The organism is Pseudomonas cavernae (assembly GCF_003595175.1).
Taxonomy (GTDB): Bacteria; Pseudomonadota; Gammaproteobacteria; order Pseudomonadales; family Pseudomonadaceae; genus Aquipseudomonas; species Aquipseudomonas cavernae.
Map to the genome: position 1 here is coordinate 3,039,349 of NZ_CP032419.1, position 18,081 is coordinate 3,057,429.

17 protein-coding genes are annotated in these 18,081 nt (G+C 64.9%); 3 read left to right on the forward strand and 14 right to left on the reverse strand.

Translation table 11 applies throughout. The features are described 5' to 3' along the window. Positions 1–2: 2 nt before the first annotated feature. The 13 genes from kdpB to D3880_RS13885 all read right to left on the reverse strand — a co-directional run bounded on the left by kdpB (position 3) and on the right by D3880_RS13885 (position 13,018). On the reverse strand, positions 3–2,066 hold the full coding sequence (kdpB, locus tag D3880_RS13825) for a potassium-transporting ATPase subunit KdpB (RefSeq protein ID WP_119894024.1): 2,064 nt from the start codon (positions 2,064–2,066) through the stop codon (positions 3–5). 10 nt (positions 2,067–2,076) lie between these two features. Continuing rightward, on the reverse strand, positions 2,077–3,774 hold the full coding sequence (gene kdpA / locus D3880_RS13830) for a potassium-transporting ATPase subunit KdpA (protein ID WP_119894025.1): 1,698 nt from the start codon (positions 3,772–3,774) through the stop codon (positions 2,077–2,079). Positions 3,775–3,782: 8 nt separating this feature from the next. Next, positions 3,783–3,872: a K(+)-transporting ATPase subunit F gene (gene kdpF / locus D3880_RS13835; RefSeq protein ID WP_119894026.1), complete on the reverse strand. Its 90-nt coding sequence runs from the start codon at positions 3,870–3,872 to the stop codon at positions 3,783–3,785. Between the two features lie 435 nt (positions 3,873–4,307). Then, entirely contained in the window at positions 4,308–5,399 is a 1,092-nt protein-coding gene (locus tag D3880_RS13840; RefSeq protein ID WP_119894027.1) for an AI-2E family transporter, read from the reverse strand. Between the two features lie 160 nt (positions 5,400–5,559). Further along, entirely contained in the window at positions 5,560–6,378 is an 819-nt protein-coding gene (locus tag D3880_RS13845) for a DUF4892 domain-containing protein (RefSeq protein ID WP_119894028.1), read from the reverse strand. Beyond that, positions 6,375–7,037: a glutathione S-transferase family protein gene (locus D3880_RS13850; protein ID WP_119894029.1), complete on the reverse strand. Its 663-nt coding sequence runs from the start codon at positions 7,035–7,037 to the stop codon at positions 6,375–6,377. Before D3880_RS13850 ends, D3880_RS13845 begins: the two co-directional genes overlap by 4 nt. Before the next feature lie 64 nt (positions 7,038–7,101). Continuing rightward, entirely contained in the window at positions 7,102–7,965 is an 864-nt protein-coding gene (locus tag D3880_RS13855; RefSeq protein ID WP_119894030.1) for an alpha/beta fold hydrolase, read from the reverse strand. Next, on the reverse strand, positions 7,962–8,771 hold the full coding sequence (locus D3880_RS13860) for an alpha/beta fold hydrolase (RefSeq protein WP_119894031.1): 810 nt from the start codon (positions 8,769–8,771) through the stop codon (positions 7,962–7,964). Before D3880_RS13860 ends, D3880_RS13855 begins: the two co-directional genes overlap by 4 nt. Before the next feature lie 141 nt (positions 8,772–8,912). Continuing rightward, positions 8,913–9,356 (reverse strand): hotdog fold thioesterase, encoded by a 444-nt coding sequence (locus tag D3880_RS13865; protein WP_119894032.1) that lies wholly within the window; start codon positions 9,354–9,356, stop codon positions 8,913–8,915. A 9-nt stretch (positions 9,357–9,365) separates the two neighbouring features. After that, positions 9,366–11,033: an AMP-binding protein gene (locus D3880_RS13870; protein WP_119894033.1), complete on the reverse strand. Its 1,668-nt coding sequence runs from the start codon at positions 11,031–11,033 to the stop codon at positions 9,366–9,368. A gap of 129 nt (positions 11,034–11,162) precedes the next feature. Beyond that, the gene (gene sixA, locus D3880_RS13875; protein WP_119894034.1) at positions 11,163–11,621 is read right to left on the reverse strand and encodes a phosphohistidine phosphatase SixA; all 459 of its coding nucleotides are present in this window, start codon (positions 11,619–11,621) and stop codon (positions 11,163–11,165) included. Then, on the reverse strand, positions 11,618–11,962 hold the full coding sequence (locus tag D3880_RS13880) for a DUF4389 domain-containing protein (RefSeq protein WP_119894035.1): 345 nt from the start codon (positions 11,960–11,962) through the stop codon (positions 11,618–11,620). Before D3880_RS13880 ends, sixA begins: the two co-directional genes overlap by 4 nt. A gap of 33 nt (positions 11,963–11,995) precedes the next feature. Beyond that, a complete protein-coding gene (locus tag D3880_RS13885) occupies positions 11,996–13,018 on the reverse strand; it encodes an NAD(P)H-dependent glycerol-3-phosphate dehydrogenase (RefSeq protein ID WP_119894036.1) in 1,023 nt (340 codons plus the stop codon). A gap of 304 nt (positions 13,019–13,322) precedes the next feature. Between D3880_RS13885 and D3880_RS13890 the strand changes: the two genes are divergently transcribed. The 3 genes from D3880_RS13890 (at position 13,323) to fabB (ending at position 17,192) form a co-directional block, all read left to right on the forward strand. Further along, positions 13,323–15,227 carry an ATP-binding protein gene (locus D3880_RS13890; protein WP_119895744.1) on the forward strand — a complete coding sequence of 635 codons (1,905 nt, stop codon included), beginning with the start codon at positions 13,323–13,325 and terminating at the stop codon, positions 15,225–15,227. A gap of 217 nt (positions 15,228–15,444) precedes the next feature. Beyond that, positions 15,445–15,960, forward strand: coding sequence for a 3-hydroxyacyl-[acyl-carrier-protein] dehydratase FabA (gene fabA / locus D3880_RS13895; protein ID WP_119894037.1), 516 nt, complete (start codon positions 15,445–15,447; stop codon positions 15,958–15,960). 11 nt (positions 15,961–15,971) lie between these two features. Beyond that, a complete protein-coding gene (gene fabB / locus D3880_RS13900; protein ID WP_119894038.1) occupies positions 15,972–17,192 on the forward strand; it encodes a beta-ketoacyl-ACP synthase I in 1,221 nt (406 codons plus the stop codon). Positions 17,193–17,246: 54 nt separating this feature from the next. Here fabB and mddA read toward each other — a convergent pair whose 3' ends face one another. Beyond that, positions 17,247–18,014: a methanethiol S-methyltransferase gene (gene mddA, locus D3880_RS13905; protein WP_119894039.1), complete on the reverse strand. Its 768-nt coding sequence runs from the start codon at positions 18,012–18,014 to the stop codon at positions 17,247–17,249. Positions 18,015–18,081 lie beyond the last annotated feature (67 nt).

Here is an 18,081-nt window from a genome sequence, read left to right on the forward strand (position 1 = left end):
CGCTACACCAAGCCCACCGCCACCAGCAGCAGGTCGATCAGCTTGATCCCGACAAAGGGCGCGAGGATGCCGCCCAGGCCGTAGATCAGCAGGTTGCGCCGCAGCAGACTGGCGGCATCCAGGGCCTGGATGCGCACCCCGCGCAGCGCCAGGGGGATCAGCGCGACGATGATCAGCGCGTTGAACACGATGGCCGAGAGGATCGCGCTCTGCGGGCTGTGCAGCTGCATGATGTTGAGCGCGCCGAGCTGCGGGTAAATGCTGGCGAACAGCGCCGGGAGGATGGCGAAGTATTTGGCCACGTCGTTGGCCACCGAGAAGGTGGTCAGCGCGCCGCGGGTCACCAGCAGTTCCTTGCCGACCTGCACCACATCGAGCAGCTTGGTCGGGTCGCTATCCAGGTCGACCAGGTTGGCCGCTTCGCGGGCGGCCTGGGTGCCGTCGTTCATCGCCATGCCAACGTCGGCCTGGGCCAGCGCCGGGGCGTCGTTGGCGCCGTCGCCGCACATGGCGACCATCTTGCCTTCGGCCTGCTCACTGCGGATGCGCTGCAGCTTCTTCTCCGGCGTGGCTTCGGCGATGAAGTCGTCGACACCGGCTTCGGCGGCGATGGCGGCAGCGGTCAGCGGGTTGTCGCCGGTGACCATCACGGTGCGGATGCCCATCTGCCGCAACTCGGCGAAACGCTCGCGGATGCCCGGTTTGACCACGTCCTTGAGGTGGATGGCGCCGAGCAGCTGACCATCGCCGGCCACCAGCAGCGGCGTGCCGCCACTCTGGGCGATCTTCTCGACCTCGCGGGCCAGGGTTGCCGGCATGCCGTCACGCGGCAGGCCGAGGAACAGCAGCACAGAGTCCACCGCACCTTTGCGGTAGATATGGCCGTTCCAGTTCACCCCGGACAGGCGGGTCTCGGCGCTGAACGGCACTACCTCAATTTCGCTGCGCGCCGGCTCGGCCATGGGATGCAGGCCACGCAGATATTCGACGATCGACTTGCCTTCTGCAGTGTCGTCGGCCAACGAGGCCAGCAGCGCGGCTTCCGCCAAGGCCTGGCTGGAAACCCCCGGCGCCTTGAACAGCGCGCTGCAACGGCGGTTGCCGAAGGTGATGGTGCCGGTCTTGTCCAGCAGCAGCACATGCACGTCGCCCGCCGCCTCCACCGCGCGGCCGGACTTGGCGATCACGTTGAGGCGCACCAGGCGATCCATGCCGGCGATGCCGATGGCCGACAGCAGGCCGCCGATGGTGGTCGGGATCAGGGTCACCAGCAGCGCCACCAGGTACACCAGCGGCAGTTCACCGCCGGCGAAGCGGGCGAACGGCTGCAGGGTGGCGACCACCAGCAGGAAGATCAGGCTCAGGCCGATCAAGAGGATGTCCAGCGCCACCTCGTTCGGCGTCTTCTGCCGCTTGGCGCCTTCGACCAGGGCGATCATCCGGTCCAGGGTCGATTCGCCGGGGTTGGCGGTGATCCGTACCCGCAGCCAGTCGGACACCACCCGGGTGTTGCCGGTGACTGCCGAACGATCGCCGCCGGACTCGCGGATCACCGGCGCCGATTCGCCGGTGATCGCCGCCTCGTTGACCGCGGCGATGCCTTCGATGACCTCGCCGTCGCCGGGGATCAGCTCGCCGGCCTCGACGCGCACGATATCGCCCTTGCGCAACTGGCTGGCGGCCACCGCCTGGTACTGATCGACACCGAGTTGGCGCCGAGCCATCAGCCCCTGGCCAGTGGCCTTGAGGCTGTCGGCGCGGGCCTTGCCACGGCCCTCGGCGAGTGCCTCGGCGAAGTTGGCGAACAGCACGGTGAACCACAGCCACAGGGCGATTTGCACCGCCAGGCCGGTGCTCACGGCAGGGTTGGGGATGAAGCACAGTACGGTGGTGACTATCGCCGTCAGCTCGACCACCAGCATCACCGGCGCACGCTGCAGTTGGCGCGGGTCGAGCTTGACGAAGGCCTGCAGCAACGCCGGCTGCCATAGCGCGGCGAAGCTGGTACGGGCCTGCGGTTTGGCGCTTTTCAGTTTCCGGGCTTGGGTTTCTACATTCGCGTTCATGGCCATCTCCTTAATGCGCCAGCATGGCTAGGTGTTCGGCAATCGGCCCGAGGGCCAGGGCCGGCAGGAAGGTCAGGCCGCCGACCAGCAGAATGGTCAGGGTCAGCAGGGTGACGAACAGCGGGCCATGAGTCGGGAAGCTGTTGCCGCCGACCGGTGCGCGCTTCTTCGCCGCCAGGCTGCCGGCGATGGCGAGGATCGGCAGGATGTAGCCGAAACGGCCGATCAGCATGGCCAGGCCGATCATCAGGTTGTGGTACGGCGTGTTGGAGCCGAAGCCACCGAAGGCCGAGCCGTTGTTCGCCGCACCCGAGGTGTAGTTGTAGAGAATCTGGCTGAAGCCGTGGGCTCCCGGGTTGCTCACCGAGGCCATCGGCCCAGGCAGGCTGGCCGCCAGAGCGCCGAGCACCAGCACGCCGACCGGCATCACCAGGAGAGTCGCGACCAGCAGGCGCACCTCGCGGGCTTCCAGTTTCTTACCGAGGTATTCCGGGGTACGGCCGATCATCAGGCCGGCGAGGAACACGGCGATGAGGACGAACAGCAGCATGCCGTACATCCCGGCGCCGACGCCGCCGAAGATCACCTCGCCGAGCATCATGTTGAACATCGGCACCAGCCCGCCGAGGGCGCTGAAGCTGTCGTGCATGGCATTGACCGAGCCGTTCGAGGCGGCCGTGGTGGTCACCGCCCAGAGCGCCGAGCCGGTCGTGCCGAAACGGCTCTCCTTGCCTTCCAGCGAGCCCACCTGCTCGATCGGCAACGCGGCCAGGGCCGGGTTCGGTTGGTACTCGGCATACAGGGTCACGCCCAAGCCGATCACGAAGATGATCAGCATGCTGGCCAGCAGTGCGCGGCTCTGGCGCAGGTCCTTGACGTAGTGGCCGAAGGTGAACACCAGCGCCGCCGGGATCAGGATGATCGAGGCCAGCTCGAACAGGTTGCTCCAGGCCGTCGGGTTCTCGAACGGGTGCGCCGAGTTGACGCCGAAGAAGCCGCCACCGTTGGTGCCGAGCTGCTTGATGGCGATCTGGCTGGCCGCCGGGCCGAGCGGAATGCTCTGGTCGGCGCCTTGCACGGTCAGGGCGTGGGCGTAGTCGAGGAAGGTCTGCGGCACGCCCTGCCACACCAGCAGCAGCGCCAGCAACAGGCACAGCGGCAGCAAGCCGTAGAGCGTCGCGCGGGTCAGATCGACCCAGAAGTTACCGAGGTTGTGGGTGGACTTGCGCGCGATGCCGCGGCACAGCACCACCAGCACGGCCAGACCGACCGCCGGACTGACGAAGTTCTGCACGGTGAGGCCGATCATCTGGCTGAAATAGCTGAGCGACGCTTCGCCGCTATAGGCCTGCCAGTTGGTGTTGGTGACGAAGCTCACCGCGGTGTTGAACGCCAGCGTCCACTCCAGCCCCGGCAGGTGCTGCGGATTGAGCGGCAGCTGGCCTTGCAGCAAGAGGATGGCGAACAGCAGCAGCAGGCTGGCAACGGTGAAGGCCAGTAAGGCCAACATGTAGGTTTTCCAGTCCTGCTCGCTTTGCTCATCCACCCCGGACAGGCGATAGCAGAAGCGCTCGACCGGCCCGAGCAGCGGGCTCAGCAGGGTCTTCTGCCCTTCCATGACGCGGAACAAATAGCGCCCGAGGAACGGCGCCGGGGCCAACACCAGGACGAAGAAGGCCAGGATCAGCCAATAGTCTTGAACTTGCATGGCGCCTCCTAGCTACGCTCGGCGCGTAGCAGCGCGACCAGCAAGTAAACGAACAGTCCCAAGGCCAAGGCCAGGGACACCCCATCGAGAATGCTCATGCGTAATGCTCCTTGATGCGGACTCTCCCGCTGTGGAGTCATTCTCGAAAGGAAGGGCGTAAAGGAACGAGTCCAGGGCCGGTGGCAAGGCATAAAGAAAGCGTAAAAAACCGCTTTAGGATGCGGCTACGCCAGCAGGCATACGGGCGCAAAAGAATGACCAGCAGCCGACCTACGCCGGCCTTGTTCAAACAGCTCAAGGGGCGGTCACACCGCGCGTTTGGGTGGTCAGATATTTGCTTGAGAGCGCCACCGGCCACCCCTTGGATGACCGGTCAGGCAGGGAAAGGTCTCAGAACCTGTCTACGATCTGCTGCGCGTCGGTCAAACTGCGTTGAAAACGGCTTCGGAATGCTCATTTACAACTCGTAAACTCCGCTTCCTCAGCCGTTTTCGCCTTGTTTGACTCTAGCTCGCGAGATCGTAAACAGGTTCTCAGGCCGACTTGTCGTGATCGCTCGGCTCAGCAGCCTGGGTCGGCGCCGCTGGCGATACCGGCTCATAGGCGATCCAGTCGCTCACCAGGCTGTAGGCGACCGCCAGCAGGGTCGGGCCGAGGAACAGGCCCATGAAGCCGAAGGCCAACAGGCCGCCGAACACGCCGAGCAGCACCACCACCAGCGGCAGGTTACCGCCGCGGCTGATCAGGTAAGGCTTGAGCACGTTATCCACGCCGCTGATGACGAACATGCCCCAGATGCCGAGGAACACCGCGTAGCCATAGTCGCCGTGCCAGACCAGCCAGGCAGTGGCCGGTACCCAGATCAGCGGCGGCCCCATGGGGATCAGGCTGAGGGCGAAGGTGAGGATGCCCAGCACCAGCGCCGCCGGCACGCCGGCGATCCAGAAGCCGATCAGGGCCAGCACGGCCTGGGCGGCCGCCGTGCCGATCACGCCATTGACCACGCGTTGCACGGTACCGGCCACCAGCTCCAGATAGTGGTCGGCGCGCTCACCGATCAGCCGGTGCAAGCCTTTGCGCACCAGGGTCGCCATGCGCGGACCATCGCGGTAGAAGAAGAACACCAGCACCAGGCTTAGCACCAACTCGACCAAGCCGCCGCCGATCTGTGCGCTGCGTGCCAGCAGCCAGTTGCCGACCTGGCCCATGTACGGTTTGACACTGGCGAAGATCGCCGCGCCCTGCTGGTCGATGGTGTACCACAGCTTGACCAGCCGCTCGCCCAGCAGCGGAATGCCTGCCAGCCATTGCGGCGGCGGCGGCAGGCCTTCGACCTGCAGATCCTTGACCAGATTGGTCGCATCGCGGATATGGTCGGCCAGGTTGACCCCCAGCAACACCAGCGGCACGGCCACCAGCAGCATCCAGCCGAAAGTCAGCAGCGCCGCGGCAGTCGTTGCCCGGCCGTGCAACAGGCGGGTCAGCAACGGCATCAGCGGCCAACTGGCGAACGCTAGCACCGCGGCCCAGAACAGCGCCGACCAGAACGGTGCCAGCACCCAGAGACTGGCGCCGAGTAGCGCCAACAGCAGAATCTGCACCAGCAACCGGTCGTTATTGGGCATGCCCAAGGCTCCATGCAAAGAGAATTCATCAGTGGTGAATCGAGGGCCGGCGGTGCAACTCTGCCGGCGGCCGGCCTCGCAGGCTGCAGCGAACGCGCCCTTCAGGACACTAGCTTAGCCCCGCGAGCCAGCGGAAAGCTCATCATCCCTGCTGCCGGCACTAGCGCAGCACGGTCAGGCGCAGGCCCGGCACCTCGCTCGGTTCCAGCTCCAGCCGCGCGGCACGTACCCGCTGCTGCACCAGGGCCTCGCGCCAGGCTTCGGCATGGGCGCCGGCCAGGCTGACCCGCAGGGTGCTGTCCATGTTCAGGCTACGCGCCAGCAGCTCGCTCCAGGCCGGCGGCGGTTCGCCGGTGAGTTTCGCCAGGCTCAGCTCACCGACGCTGCGCAACTGGCGCAACAGCGTGCCTGCGGTGGGCAGCAGCTCGCCTAGCGGACTGCTGACTTGCAGTTGCTCGACGTGCAGGTAGGCGCGGCGGTTGCCACGGGTGATGCCGTACAGCGCCAGCAGACTGTCCGCTGGCGGCGCGGCCTGGCGCAGCAGCAGGTAGTCCTGCTGGTCGTCCGGGCCATACAGCTTGGCATTGCCGAATACCGCGTTGGCCCACAGGCTGCTGGAGCCGCATTCGCGCCCTTCGCACCAATACAGCAGTTCGGCGCCCTGAGCCTGCAAGGCCTGGCGGGTGGCATTGAATGCCTCGTCGCCGAAGTGCTCGCTGGGCAACTGATAGGTCACCGCAGTCAGCTGCCCTTGCGCGGCGACTTGACCCTCATAGCGCAGCCGATTGCTGATCCGCCCGATCGCGCCTTGCGGATAGATGCGCTCCTGTTGGGCTACCTCACGGTAGTCGACGATTTCCGCCCGCGGAAACCGCGGCACGCCCGGGAGGTCATGGCTGCCGGGCAAATCGGCGGCGAACGCGCCGGCACTGCCAAGGACCAACCACAGCACCTGGCTCAAACGCTTCGCTGGCCTCATCGCATCAGCATCGACTGGGCGGACTGCACTACCTTGTCGCTCTCCTCCTGGCGCTTGGGCACCAGCAGGCCACGCTGCACCGCCGGGCGCGCCTCGATGGCGGCCAGCCAGCGCTGCAGATGCTCGAGGCCGTCGACCGACACCCCAGCCCAATCATACGAGCGTACCCAGGGGAAGGTGGCGATGTCGGCGATGCTGTAGTCGCCGGCCAGGTACTCCGCCTCGCCCAGGCGCCCGTTCAATACCTCGTAGAGGCGGCGGGTCTCGTGCTGGTAGCGGTCGATGGCGCCCTGCAACTTCTCCGGAAAATAGCGGAAGAACACGTTGGCCTGGCCCTGCATGGGGCCGACGCCGCCCATCTGGAACATCAGCCACTGGATCACTCGAGAGCGCCCCTTGACGTCCTGCGGCAGCAACTGCCCGGTCTTTTCCGCCAGGTAGATGAGGATGGCGCCAGATTCGAACACGGTAAAGTCATCGTTGCCACGATCGACGATGGCCGGGATGCGGCCGTTGGGGTTGATCTTGAGAAACGCGGGGCTTTTCTGTTGTTTCTTGTCGAAACTCAGGGCATGCACCTTATAGGGCAGCCCGAGCTCTTCGAGGGCGATGGAGATCTTGTGGCCGTTCGGGGTGGCGGCGGTGTACAGGTCGATCATGAGGCGCTCCGGAAACGATCAGGCTGGATCAATCCGTCCAGCCTTGCCGTTCGGCCGGGGCGCGTCAAGCCGGATGGAAGAAGCGATTGAAACAGTCTGCGACGACCTGGGCGCCCGCCTCGTCTTCCAGGTGCAGGTGATGGCGGCCGGGCAGCTCGGTGAGCTCGACGGGCAAATCCTTGAGCAGATCGATGGAGCCGGGAATCTTCGTCATCACGCCTTGGCTGGCCAGCACCAAGCTGACCGGGCAGGCGATGCGATGGACGAAGGCCAGTGCCTGCGGCAAGGTGAAACGCACCGGCGATGGCAGCATCAGGCGGCTGTCGGTACGCCAGATATAGCCGCCGGGCACCGGCATCACGCCGCGCTGGGCGAGCAGCTCCGAGGCTTCGCGGTTGACCGATACGGCGCCCTTCATGCGCGCCTCGATGGCCTTGTCGAAGCTGTCGTGGACGCGTTTGCGCTTGTTCTTCAGGGCCATCTGCGCCTCGAACGCCGCCGCCAGCTCCTCCGGCGTGGCCTCGGGCTTGGCGGTGTGCGGAATGATCGCGTCGATCAGGGCCAGACGCTCGACCCGGTGCGGCATGGTGCCGGCGATCAGGGTCGAGACGATCGCGCCCATCGAATGGCCGAGCAGCGAGAAGCGCTCCCAGCCGAACTGTTCGGCGACCTGGAGGATGTCGTAGACGTTCTCCCACACCGAATAGTGCGCACCCGGCGGACGGTGCTCGGAATGGCCGTGGCCGGCCAGGTCGACGGCGACGATGCGCAGCCCGTGCAGTTTCGGGACCAACCGGGCGAAGCTCATGAGGTTGTCCATCCAGCCGTGCACGGCGATCACCGGCAGACCGTCTGCCGGGCCGTAAATGTGCGCCGCCAGTTCGATATGCGGCAGGCTCAGGCGGACTTCTTCGACCTGCATGTTCATAGCGTTGCCTGCTTGGCGCCGCGCTGCTCCCAACGGCTGAACAGCTGTTGCAACAGCTCGGCGGTGTCTTGCGGGCGCTCCAGGGGAAACATGTGGCCGCCCGGCAGGCTCAGGTACTCGCCTTGCGGAACCTGGCGCACCAGGCGCGCATCCTGCTGACGCACCACCCGACTGCGATCGCCACGGACCATGGCCAACGGCACCTGCAGCTGTTGCGGGCGGCCCGGGTTGCTATGCGGCACGTTGCGATAGATGCTGATTTCCGTGGCCGGATCGAAGCGCAGGCGCAAGCCCGCCTCGGTCGCCTGCAGGCCATGCTGCACATAGGCATCCAGGCACTCCGGATCGAAGTGGCGGAACAGGGTCTTGTGGGCGAAGTACTCGCGCGCCTCGGCCGGATCGCTGAACAGCTCACGCCGCCCCAGGGTGCGGCCGGCCGGGGTGATGCGGTCGATGAAGCCGAAGCGCTTGGCGGTGCGGATCGCCAGTCGCACAGTCAGCGGCAGCATCGGTGAATCCAGCAGCACCACGCCGCGGTACAGCTCCGGGCGGCGCAAGGCGGCGCGGTAGTGCAGCACGCCGCCGAGCGAATGGCCGACGCCCCAGACCGGCTCGCCCATGGCTTCGAGGTGGTGAAGCAACTCGCTGACCAGCGCCTCCCAGTTATCCCCCACCGGGAAGCGCGGATCGTGGCCGTGCTGTTCCAGGTGCTGAACCCGATAGCGCGGCTCCAGGGCGGCGAACAATTTGCCATAGGTGGCCGAGGGGAAACCGTTGGCGTGAGCGAAGAAAACAGGTTGCGACATAGTCATGGTCTGGCTGGAACATTTCGAGGATTGTCCGGCAGGCGGCGCGCGGACGGCAATGACAAAGCGGTCAATGAATGCTGACACTGCGGCCAAAGATCATGACCGGCGCGATCCCGTTGCGCCGCGCCGGTCGGGCGATCAGGCCTTGGGCGGCTGTTCGCCCAAGGGCACGATGGCCATGGTCAGCCGCGAGATGCAGCTGGGCTTGCCATCCTCGCCGCTCAAGCGGATATCCCAGACGTGGGTGGTGCGCCCCAGATGCACCGGCCGCGCCACTGCTGTGACCCGCCCGCTACGCACACCGCGCAGGTGGTTAGCGTTCACCTCCAGGCCGACGCAGTAGAACTGGCTGCTATCGATGCACAGGAAACTGGCGGTGGAACCGAGGGTTTCCGCCAGCACCACCGAGGCACCACCGTGCAGCAGGCCGTAGGGCTGCTGGGTGCGCGGGTCGACCACCATGCTGGCGGTGAGCGACTCGTCATCGAACGCCTCGAAGCGAATATCCAACAGCTCGCCGATGGTATTGCGCAGGGTGCTCGTGAGCTTTTGCAGATCCGGGGTATTGCGCCACAAACTCATGGCCACTCCTTATTCGTGCCAGAGCACCGTCTCGCGACGGTCCAGCCAGTGTTGGAAATGCGCGCCATAGGCGCTCTCGACCACCGCACGTTTGATCTTCAGGGTCGGGGTGAGGAAGCCGTTTTCCACCGCCCAGGTCTCCTTGACCAGCACCAAGGTGAGCAGACGCTCGTGCTTGTCGAGCGCCTTGTTGACCTCGTCGAGCAGCGATCTGAGGCTGTTCTCCAGCTCGCCTCGCGAACTGCCGGCCGCCTCCTGCCGGCCCGCCTGGGACAACACGCAGAGCGCCATAGGCTGCGGCAGGCCATCACCAACCACGCAGACCTGCTCGATGTGCGGATACACCGCCAGACGATTCTCGATCGGTGCCGGGGCCACGTACTTGCCCTTGCTGGTCTTGAAGATCTCCTTGATCCGCCCGGTCAGGCGCAGATAGCCCTCGGCGTCCTGCTCGCCCTTGTCGCCAGTGTGCAGGTAACCATCCGCGGTGAGGGTTTCGGCGGTTTTTTCCGGGTCCTTGTAGTAGCCCTGCATGGTCGCACCGCTATGCACCAGCACCTCGCCTTCCTCGCTGATGCGCACCTCGACCCCCAGGCTGGGTTGGCCGATCCAGCCGGTTTTGTTCTTGCCTGGGCGGCACAGATGGGAATAGCCGCAGTTCTCGGTCATGCCGTAGACCTCGAGCACATCCAGGCCCATGCGCTGGTACCAGCGCAGCAGCGCCTCCGGCACCGGCGCGGCGCCACACAGGGCCATGCGCACGGCATCCAGGCCGAGGCCGGCGAGCACCTTGCGGCCGACCAGGCGGCCGAGCAGCGGCAGCTTGAGCAGAAAGTCGAGCCTGGCCGCCGGCATTTTCGCGTACACGCCCATCTGGAACTTGGTCCAGATGCGAGGCACACCGAACATCATGGTCGGCCGCGCACGCTTCAGATCTTCGAGGAAGGTGTCCAGGCTCTCGGCGAAGAACACCGCCTGCCCGCCATACAGCGAGCCCAGTTCGACGAACATGCGCTCGGCCACATGACACAGCGGCAGGTAGGAAATCAGGCGATCGTTCTCTTGGGTCTGGAACATCTCCAGACCGTTGCTGCCGGCGAAGCCGAAATTGCCGAAGTTGTGCATCACCCCTTTCGGCGTGCCGGTGGTGCCCGAGGTGTAGATGATGGTGGCGAGTTGCTCGGCATTACCGGTCGGGTTGTCGCGGATCGGCGTGCAGGCTTGCAGGTCGCTCCACTGAAAATCGAATTGGCCTTGCGGATGCAGTGGCAGCGCTACGGTCGGCACGCCAGCCGGCACACCGGGGGCCATCGCCGGCCAGTCGTCCAGCTTGCCAACAAAGGCTATTGCCGACTCGGAATGCTCGAGCACCTGGCGGGCGGAATCGGCGCTGAGGTTGGGATACAGCGGCACCGACACATGCCCGGCCATCCAGATCGCCAGATCGGCGATGATCCAGTGCGCGCAGTTCTTGGAAATGATGGCGATGCGACTGCCGGCCGGCAGTTCGCGGGCGCGCAGCCAGTTGGCCGCACGGCGTGCCTGCTCACCGACGTCGGACCAGCTCAGCTCCTCGAGCCGGCCACCGCCCAGCGGTTGAACCATGTAACGCGTATGCGGGTGTCGAGCCTCACGCTCGTAGAACACTTCCAGGGGCAAACGAACGGCATTAGCCACGACATCCTCCTTGTTCTTGTTTTGGAGACAGTCAACCAAGCACTTGCTCGGTCGAATATTCCATGCACAAACCCAAGGCGCAACCCGATAAATGTTTCGATGTGTAGTCGCAATTGCGTGACTGACGCGCTAGTGCGGATGCACCACGGCGAGCAACTCCATGCTGCCCGCGGCGTACATTTCGCCATCCAGTTCGGCCAGGCTGGCGGTCTGCATCGGCAACGGCTGCTGGCGATGGCCATGCAGCAATAAGCCGGCCAGATCGCCGACGAAGGGGTTGTGGCTGACCAGCAGCAATTCGCCGTCGACGTAGTTATCCAGCTGCCGCAACGCCTCGGCGGGCGAGCTGTCCGGGGTCAGCCAGGGCGCCGTGGTGATCGGCAGGCGCACGCCCAGCGCTTCGCGCACCAGTTCCGCGGTCTGCTGCGCCCGCACATAGGGGCTGGCCAGAATCGCCGTCAGCGGCCGCCCCTCCAGCTGCGCCGCGCTGAGCAGCACGTCCTTGCGCCCGCGCTTGGTCAGATGCCGCTCGGCATCGGTGCGCGCCTGGGGCTCGGCCTCGCCGTGGCGCAACAACCATAGCCTCATAGCTTGGGTTCTTCGTCACGCACCGGATGGGCGGCCGGCGGTACCGCGTGCGGTGCCTCGCCTTCCGGCGCGCGCGCGGCCGGCCAATCGGCGAAGGGCCAGGGCTTCTCTTCGCTGTTGAAGGTGCCGAAGCGACCGATCTGCGCCAGGTACTGGCTGAGGCTGTCGCCCAGGCTCAGCAGGCTGGCGTTCGGTGCGCCATAGAACAGGCGATAACCGAGTTGCAGCAGCACCACCGCGCCGAGCACCACTTCGGCCAACTGCCAGATGATGACGAAAATCAGCATCCACAGAATGCGCAACAGGATGGATTCGCGTTGCAGTTCATTGTCTTCGCTCATGCTGTCGTCCCTCTCCCTTCTATAAAAATGAAATCAAAATCCACTCGGCGAAATGAAGTCCACATCGGTCTTCGGCTCGCCGCGCATCAGCACTTCGACCACCTGGGTCAGCGTACGCCCCTCGAACAAAATGGCATGCAGACCCGCGACCAGCGGCATGTAGATCTGCAGCTCCTCGGCCTTGGCCTTGAGCACCTTGAGGGTGTTCACCCCCTCGGCCACTTCGCCCAGGCGCGTCACCGCCTCGTCCAGGCTCAGGCCCTCGCCGAGGGCGAAGCCGACCTGGTAGTTGCGGCTTTTCGGCGACGAACAGGTGACGATCAGATCGCCGACTCCGGCCAGGCCGAGGAAAGTCATCGGATTGGCGCCAAGCTTGACCGCAAAGCGGGTCATCTCCGCCAGCGCGCGGGTGATCAGCATGCTCTTGGTGTTCTCGCCCATGCCGAGGGCGGCGGCCATGCCGGCGATGATGGCGTAGACGTTCTTCAGCGCGCCGCCCAACTCCACGCCGAAACGGTCGCCGCTGGCGTAGACGCGGAAGGTGCGGCCATGCAGGACCGCCTGCACGCGCTGGCACAGCGCCTCGTCCTCGCTGGCGACTACGGTCGCGGTCAGCGCATGTTCGGCAATCTCCTTGGCTAGGTTAGGCCCGGACAGCACGCCGACATGGGCCTGCGGCGCCACTTCCTCGAGGATCTGGCTCATCAGTTTGAAGCTCTGCGCTTCGATGCCCTTGGTCAGGCTGATCAGCTGCTTGCCCGCCAACTGCGCGGCGTAGGGCTGCAGCGCCGCGCGCAAGGCACTGGAGGGGATGACCACGAAAATCAGCTCGCAGGCCGCCAAGGTCGCGTCCAGGTCGACGACCGCGGTGACCCTCGGGTGAATCTTCACGCCTTTCAGATAGCGGGGATTCTCGCGGTTGACCCGGATCGCTTCGGCCTGTTCGGGATCACGCATCCACTGCAGCACCTGCTGGCCGTTTTCTGCCAGCAGGTTCGCGATCGCGGTGCCGAAGCTGCCGCCGCCAAGGACGGCAATGGGTTGCTGCTCTGTCATAAGAAATCCGTTGTGGGCCATCCAAATGGCGGTTGCCGGCATTATACGGCGCGCCCGCCGGGCAACCAGTATTTGCCACCGCGTTACAGAAGAGCCTGATTGTTCGGCATAATTCGAGCAAAACTGCGCTGTACCTGGGGCAAGCCTAGCCGATACCCTCGACACACCGTCGCAACCTGCTCGCTGTATATCCTGCAGCCTGGAACTAGAGTTTTAGCATGCGTTCACTTCCCAAGGACGAGCCCGCACGAGGCCCATGGCTGCGCCCGCTCCGGCCCTGCGCGCCCATGCGAGCGCCCGCCCCATGAACCTGCGCCGCGGCTGGGACATCCATACCCGTACGCAGCTGATCAGCCTGGGCCCGGCGCTGCTGCTGACCCTGCTACTGACCGGCTTCTTCACCTTCGCGCGCCTGCAAGACCTGCGTCAGGAGCTCAACCACACCGGCCAACTGATCGCCAACCAGCTGGCTCCGGCCACCGAGTACGGGGTGATCAGCGGCAACTTGCTGGTGCTGCGCAACCTGCTCAAAGCCACCCTGGATACGCCTCACGTGCGTTTTCTCGAGGTGCGCGACCGCGACGACCGCATTCTGGTGTACATCGAGCAGCCCAACAGCGGCGGCCAGGCCTCGACTCAGGTGGAAGTGTTCCACGCCCCCATCCGCCTGCAGCGCATCGCGCTGCCCAGCAAGCTGCTGCAGCGCAGCCACGAGCGCCTCAACCGTTTCGGCGACGACTACCTCGGCCGCGTGGTCGTTGGCATGTCCAACGACGCCTTCAGCAGCCGCCAGCAGGAAATCCTGCTGAAAGCCACGGTGCTGGCGGTACTCGCCCTGCTGCTGACCTTTCTGATCGCCAGGCGTCTGGCCCGCGGGCTGTCGCGGCCGCTCAGCGCCATGGGCAAGACCGTGGAAGCGATCCAGGCCGGCCACTACGACAATCGCCTGCCGGCCAGCGGCGAGGGCGAACTGGGTGATCTGGCCCGCCATATCAATAACCTCGCCAGCGCCCTGGGTCACGCCAGCCGCGAGCAGCAGCAAGCCATGGAGCAGCTGATCAACGCCCGCGAGGAAGCCGAGCAGGCCAACAGCGCCAAGTCCGAATTCCTGGCGATGATGAGCCATGAGTTGCGCACCCCGATGAATGGCGTGCTGGGCATGCTGCAACTGTTGGAAACCACCGAAATGACCCAGGAGCAGGCGGAATACGCGGCACTGGCGGCCGAGTCCAGCGAACACCTGCTCAAGGTGATCAATGACATCCTCGACTTTTCACGGATCGAGCGCGGCGCCCTGGAGTTGGAGCAGATTCCCTTCAACCTGCTGGAGCTGCTGCAAAGCTCGGTGCAGGTGTTCCAGCACAGCGCCCAGCAGCGTGGTCTGCAGCTGCAACTGGAGGCCCAGGCCGGCTTGGAACAGCTCGAGGTCCAGGGCGATCCCACGCGGATCCGGCAGATCCTGGTCAACCTGCTCGGCAACGCGCTGAAATTCACCGAAGACGGCGGCATCCGCATCGAAACCCACTGGCAGCCACTGGACCATGAAGTGCTGTGGTTCAGTTGCGCGGTGCATGACAGTGGCATCGGCATCTCGCCCGAGCGTCTGGAACGCATGTTCGACGCCTTCCAGCAAGCCGACAGCTCGATCTCGCGGCGCTACGGCGGCACCGGGCTCGGCCTGCCCATCGCCCGCACCCTGGCCGAGCGCATGGGCGGGCGCCTGAGTGCGGAAAGCCATGAAGGTCAAGGCTCGGTGTTCACCCTGGAAATCCCCCTGCCGTTTCGTACCCAGAGCAGCGCGGAGCTATCCAGCCTGCCCGTCACTCACCCCACCAGCGCCGGCCAGGATGTCCTGCTGGTGGAAGACAACCCGGTCAATCAAACCGTGATCGAGGCCATGCTGCGCAGCCTCGGCTATCGGGTCAGCCTGGTGAGCGACGGCGCCGAAGCCGTACACAGCGCCAGCCGTCAGCAATTCGCCGCGATCCTGATGGACTGCCGCCTGCCGGTCATGGATGGCTACGAGGCAACCCGGCAGATCCGCGAACTGAACGGCCACGCCGACGTGCCGATCATCGCCCTCACCGCCAATGCCCTGCAGGGCGACCGCGAGGCCTGCCTACAGGTGGGGATGAACGACTATCTGGCCAAACCCTTCAAACGCTCCGAGCTGCAGCGCATCCTGCAGCGCTGGCTGCCCCCGACCTAAGATGAGTGGCCGCTCGTCGACAGCCTTGCTAGTTTGCCCCTGCGCTGGCCTGCTACCCTGCCGGGCCCTGCCATGCTGTACAACAGTGGTTGGCGCACTGTGACTTTCACCACAACGCAACAGTCTATGACTAGGCTGCCAGCAGACACTCAATGGTGCGCGGGCGGCCTGGAGGATTTGCCTAACCCTGTCTAGCAGGGAATATCGAGGAGTTCGCATGACCAAACAAAACGCCTTCACCCGGGAAGATCTGTTGCGCTGCAGCCGCGGCGAACTATTCGGCCCAGGAAATGCGCAACTGCCCGCCCCCAATATGCTGATGGTGGATCGCATCACCCATATCAGCGAAGTCGGCGGCAAGTATGGCAAAGGTGAGTTGGTCGCCGAACTGGATATCAACCCCGACCTGTGGTTCTTCGCCTGCCACTTCGAGGGTGACCCGGTGATGCCGGGCTGCCTCGGCCTCGACGCCATGTGGCAACTGGTCGGTTTCTATCTGGGCTGGCAGGGCAACCCCGGCCGCGGCCGCGCGCTGGGCTCCGGCGAAGTGAAGTTCTTCGGCCAGGTGCTGCCAACCGCGAAGAAAATTACCTATAACATCCATATCAAGCGCACCATTAGTCGCTCGCTGATCCTCGGAATCGCCGATGGCAGCGTGAGCGTCGATGGCCGCGAGATCTACAGCGCCGAAGGCCTGCGCGTCGGCCTGTTCACTTCCACTGACAATTTCTAAGGGTTACCCGCATGCGTCGCGTCGTGATTACCGGTCTGGGCATCGTTTCCTGCTTGGGCAATGACAAAGACACCGTCTCCGCCAACCTGCGCGCCGGGCGTGCTGGTATCCGTTTCAATCAGTCTTATGCCGATATGGGCCTGCGCAGCCAAGTGTCCGGCTCGGTCGACCTGAATCTGGAAGAGCTGATCGACCGCAAGGTCTTCCGCTTCATGGGCGACGCTGCGGCCTTCGCCTACCTGTCGATGGAACAAGCGATCAAGGACTCCGGCCTCAGCCCTGAGCAGGTTTCCAACCCGCGTACCGGCCTGATCGCCGGCTCTGGCGGTGCCTCCACCATCAACCAGATGGAAGCCATCGACACCCTGCGCGACAAAGGCGTCAAGCGCATCGGCCCATACCGCGTGACCCGCACCATGGGCAGCACGGTGTCGGCCTGCCTAGCCACGCCGTTCCAGATCAAGGGCGTGAACTTCTCCATCTCCTCCGCCTGCGCCACCAGCGCGCATTGCATCGGCCAGGCCATGGAACAGATCCAGCTGGGCAAGCAGGACGTGGTGTTCGCCGGCGGCGGCGAAGAAGAACATTGGAGCCAAAGCTGCCTGTTCGACGCCATGGGCGCCCTCTCCACCCAGTACAACGAAACCCCGGAAAAGGCCTCGCGCGCCTACGACGCCAAGCGTGACGGCTTCGTCATCGCCGGCGGTGGCGGCATGGTGGTGGTGGAAGAACTGGAGCATGCGCTCAAGCGCGGCGCCAAGATCTACGCGGAAATCGTCGGCTACGGCGCGACTTCCGACGGCTACGACATGGTCGCCCCGAGCGGCGAAGGCGCGATCCGCTGCATGCAGCAGGCGCTGTCGACCGTCAGCGAGCCGATCGACTACCTGAATACCCACGGCACCTCCACCCCGGTCGGCGACGTCGCCGAGATCCGTGGCGTACGTGAAGTGTTCGGCGACAAGGCCCCGGCGATCAGCTCGACCAAGAGCCTGTCCGGTCACTCCCTGGGCGCCGCCGGCGTGCAGGAAGCGATCTACTGCCTGTTGATGATGGAAGGCAAGTTCATCGCCGGCTCGGCCAACATCGACGAGCTGGACCCGGAAGTCGCCGACCTGCCGATTCAGCGCACGACGGTCGAAAACGCCAAGATCGACACCGTGATGAGCAACAGCTTCGGCTTCGGCGGCACCAACGCCACCCTGGTCATGAAGCGCTGGACCGGCAAGTAAGCCGATCCTGAAAACAAAAAGGGCGCCCGAGGCGCCCTTTTTCGTTTCCCGGCCTCAGGCCGCCGGTTCATCTTTCAGCAGCGACTTGCGGCGCCGGCTGAAGCGCGGTACCAGCATCGGCACCTCGCGGCGGTAGTCGGCATATTCCGGATGCTCGGCTTGCAGATCGCCTTCCTCCAGCTGAATGGCGGAGAGGATGTAGGTCGTGAGCAGCAGCGCGAACAGCGCATGGGTCATGGTCATATCCGGCGTCGCCCAGAAGGCGATGAACCAGCCGACGTACAGCGGATGACGCACGATCCGGTAGACCACCGGAGTCTTGAACGCCAGCGACTGATAAGGCCGCCCGCGCAGTTGCAACCACACCTGGCGCAGACCGAACAGATCGAAATGGTTGATCAGGAAAGTGCTGTACAGCACCAGCCCCCAACCGAAGGCGAACACCCCATACAACAGTCCGCGACCAATGGGGTTTTCCACCGTCCAGAACACGCCACCGATCGGCTGCCAGTAGGTGCACAACAGTATCAGCGCCAGGCTGGAAAACAGCACGTAGGTGCTGCGTTCGGCCTCAACAGGCACCCACTGGGTCCACCAGTGCTTGAACGCCGGCCGCGCCATCAGGCTGTGCTGCACGGCGAACACCGCCAACAGCAGGAGGTCGATGGCCAACGCCGTCCCCGACGGCAGCCGCGGCTGGCCATCGATGGTGGTCGGCACGAACGGCAGGTTGCCGACAAAGGCGATGAGATAGAGGAAGGTCGCGAAAAAGATCGCGTAACTGACCACTCCATAGATGAAGATAGAAATGCGCTTGAACATGTTCGGCTCCTCGGCAAGCAGGCGACCGTAAATCCCGGCCCGGCCGGCACCTATGCGATTCAGGCTG

Excerpts from the sequence above, each read along its gene's own strand:
- D3880_RS13840 (WP_119894027.1), bottom strand. The coding sequence starts at position 5,399 with ATGCCCAATAACGACCGGTTGCTGGTGCAGATTCTGCTGTTGGCGCTA.
- fabB (WP_119894038.1), top strand. The coding sequence starts at position 15,972 with ATGCGTCGCGTCGTGATTACCGGTCTGGGCATCGTTTCCTGCTTGGGC.
- D3880_RS13865 (WP_119894032.1), bottom strand. The coding sequence starts at position 9,356 with ATGAGTTTGTGGCGCAATACCCCGGATCTGCAAAAGCTCACGAGCACC.
- D3880_RS13855 (WP_119894030.1), bottom strand. The coding sequence starts at position 7,965 with ATGAACATGCAGGTCGAAGAAGTCCGCCTGAGCCTGCCGCATATCGAA.
- D3880_RS13890 (WP_119895744.1), top strand. The coding sequence starts at position 13,323 with ATGAACCTGCGCCGCGGCTGGGACATCCATACCCGTACGCAGCTGATC.
- kdpF (WP_119894026.1), bottom strand. The coding sequence starts at position 3,872 with ATGAGCATTCTCGATGGGGTGTCCCTGGCCTTGGCCTTGGGACTGTTC.
- fabA (WP_119894037.1), top strand. The coding sequence starts at position 15,445 with ATGACCAAACAAAACGCCTTCACCCGGGAAGATCTGTTGCGCTGCAGC.
- mddA (WP_119894039.1), bottom strand. The coding sequence starts at position 18,014 with ATGTTCAAGCGCATTTCTATCTTCATCTATGGAGTGGTCAGTTACGCG.
- D3880_RS13850 (WP_119894029.1), bottom strand. The coding sequence starts at position 7,037 with ATGATCGACCTGTACACCGCCGCCACCCCGAACGGCCACAAGATCTCC.
- D3880_RS13880 (WP_119894035.1), bottom strand. The coding sequence starts at position 11,962 with ATGAGCGAAGACAATGAACTGCAACGCGAATCCATCCTGTTGCGCATT.
- D3880_RS13845 (WP_119894028.1), bottom strand. The coding sequence starts at position 6,378 with ATGAGGCCAGCGAAGCGTTTGAGCCAGGTGCTGTGGTTGGTCCTTGGC.
- sixA (WP_119894034.1), bottom strand. The coding sequence starts at position 11,621 with ATGAGGCTATGGTTGTTGCGCCACGGCGAGGCCGAGCCCCAGGCGCGC.
- D3880_RS13885 (WP_119894036.1), bottom strand. The coding sequence starts at position 13,018 with ATGACAGAGCAGCAACCCATTGCCGTCCTTGGCGGCGGCAGCTTCGGC.
- D3880_RS13860 (WP_119894031.1), bottom strand. The coding sequence starts at position 8,771 with ATGTCGCAACCTGTTTTCTTCGCTCACGCCAACGGTTTCCCCTCGGCC.
- kdpA (WP_119894025.1), bottom strand. The coding sequence starts at position 3,774 with ATGCAAGTTCAAGACTATTGGCTGATCCTGGCCTTCTTCGTCCTGGTG.
- kdpB (WP_119894024.1), bottom strand. The coding sequence starts at position 2,066 with ATGAACGCGAATGTAGAAACCCAAGCCCGGAAACTGAAAAGCGCCAAA.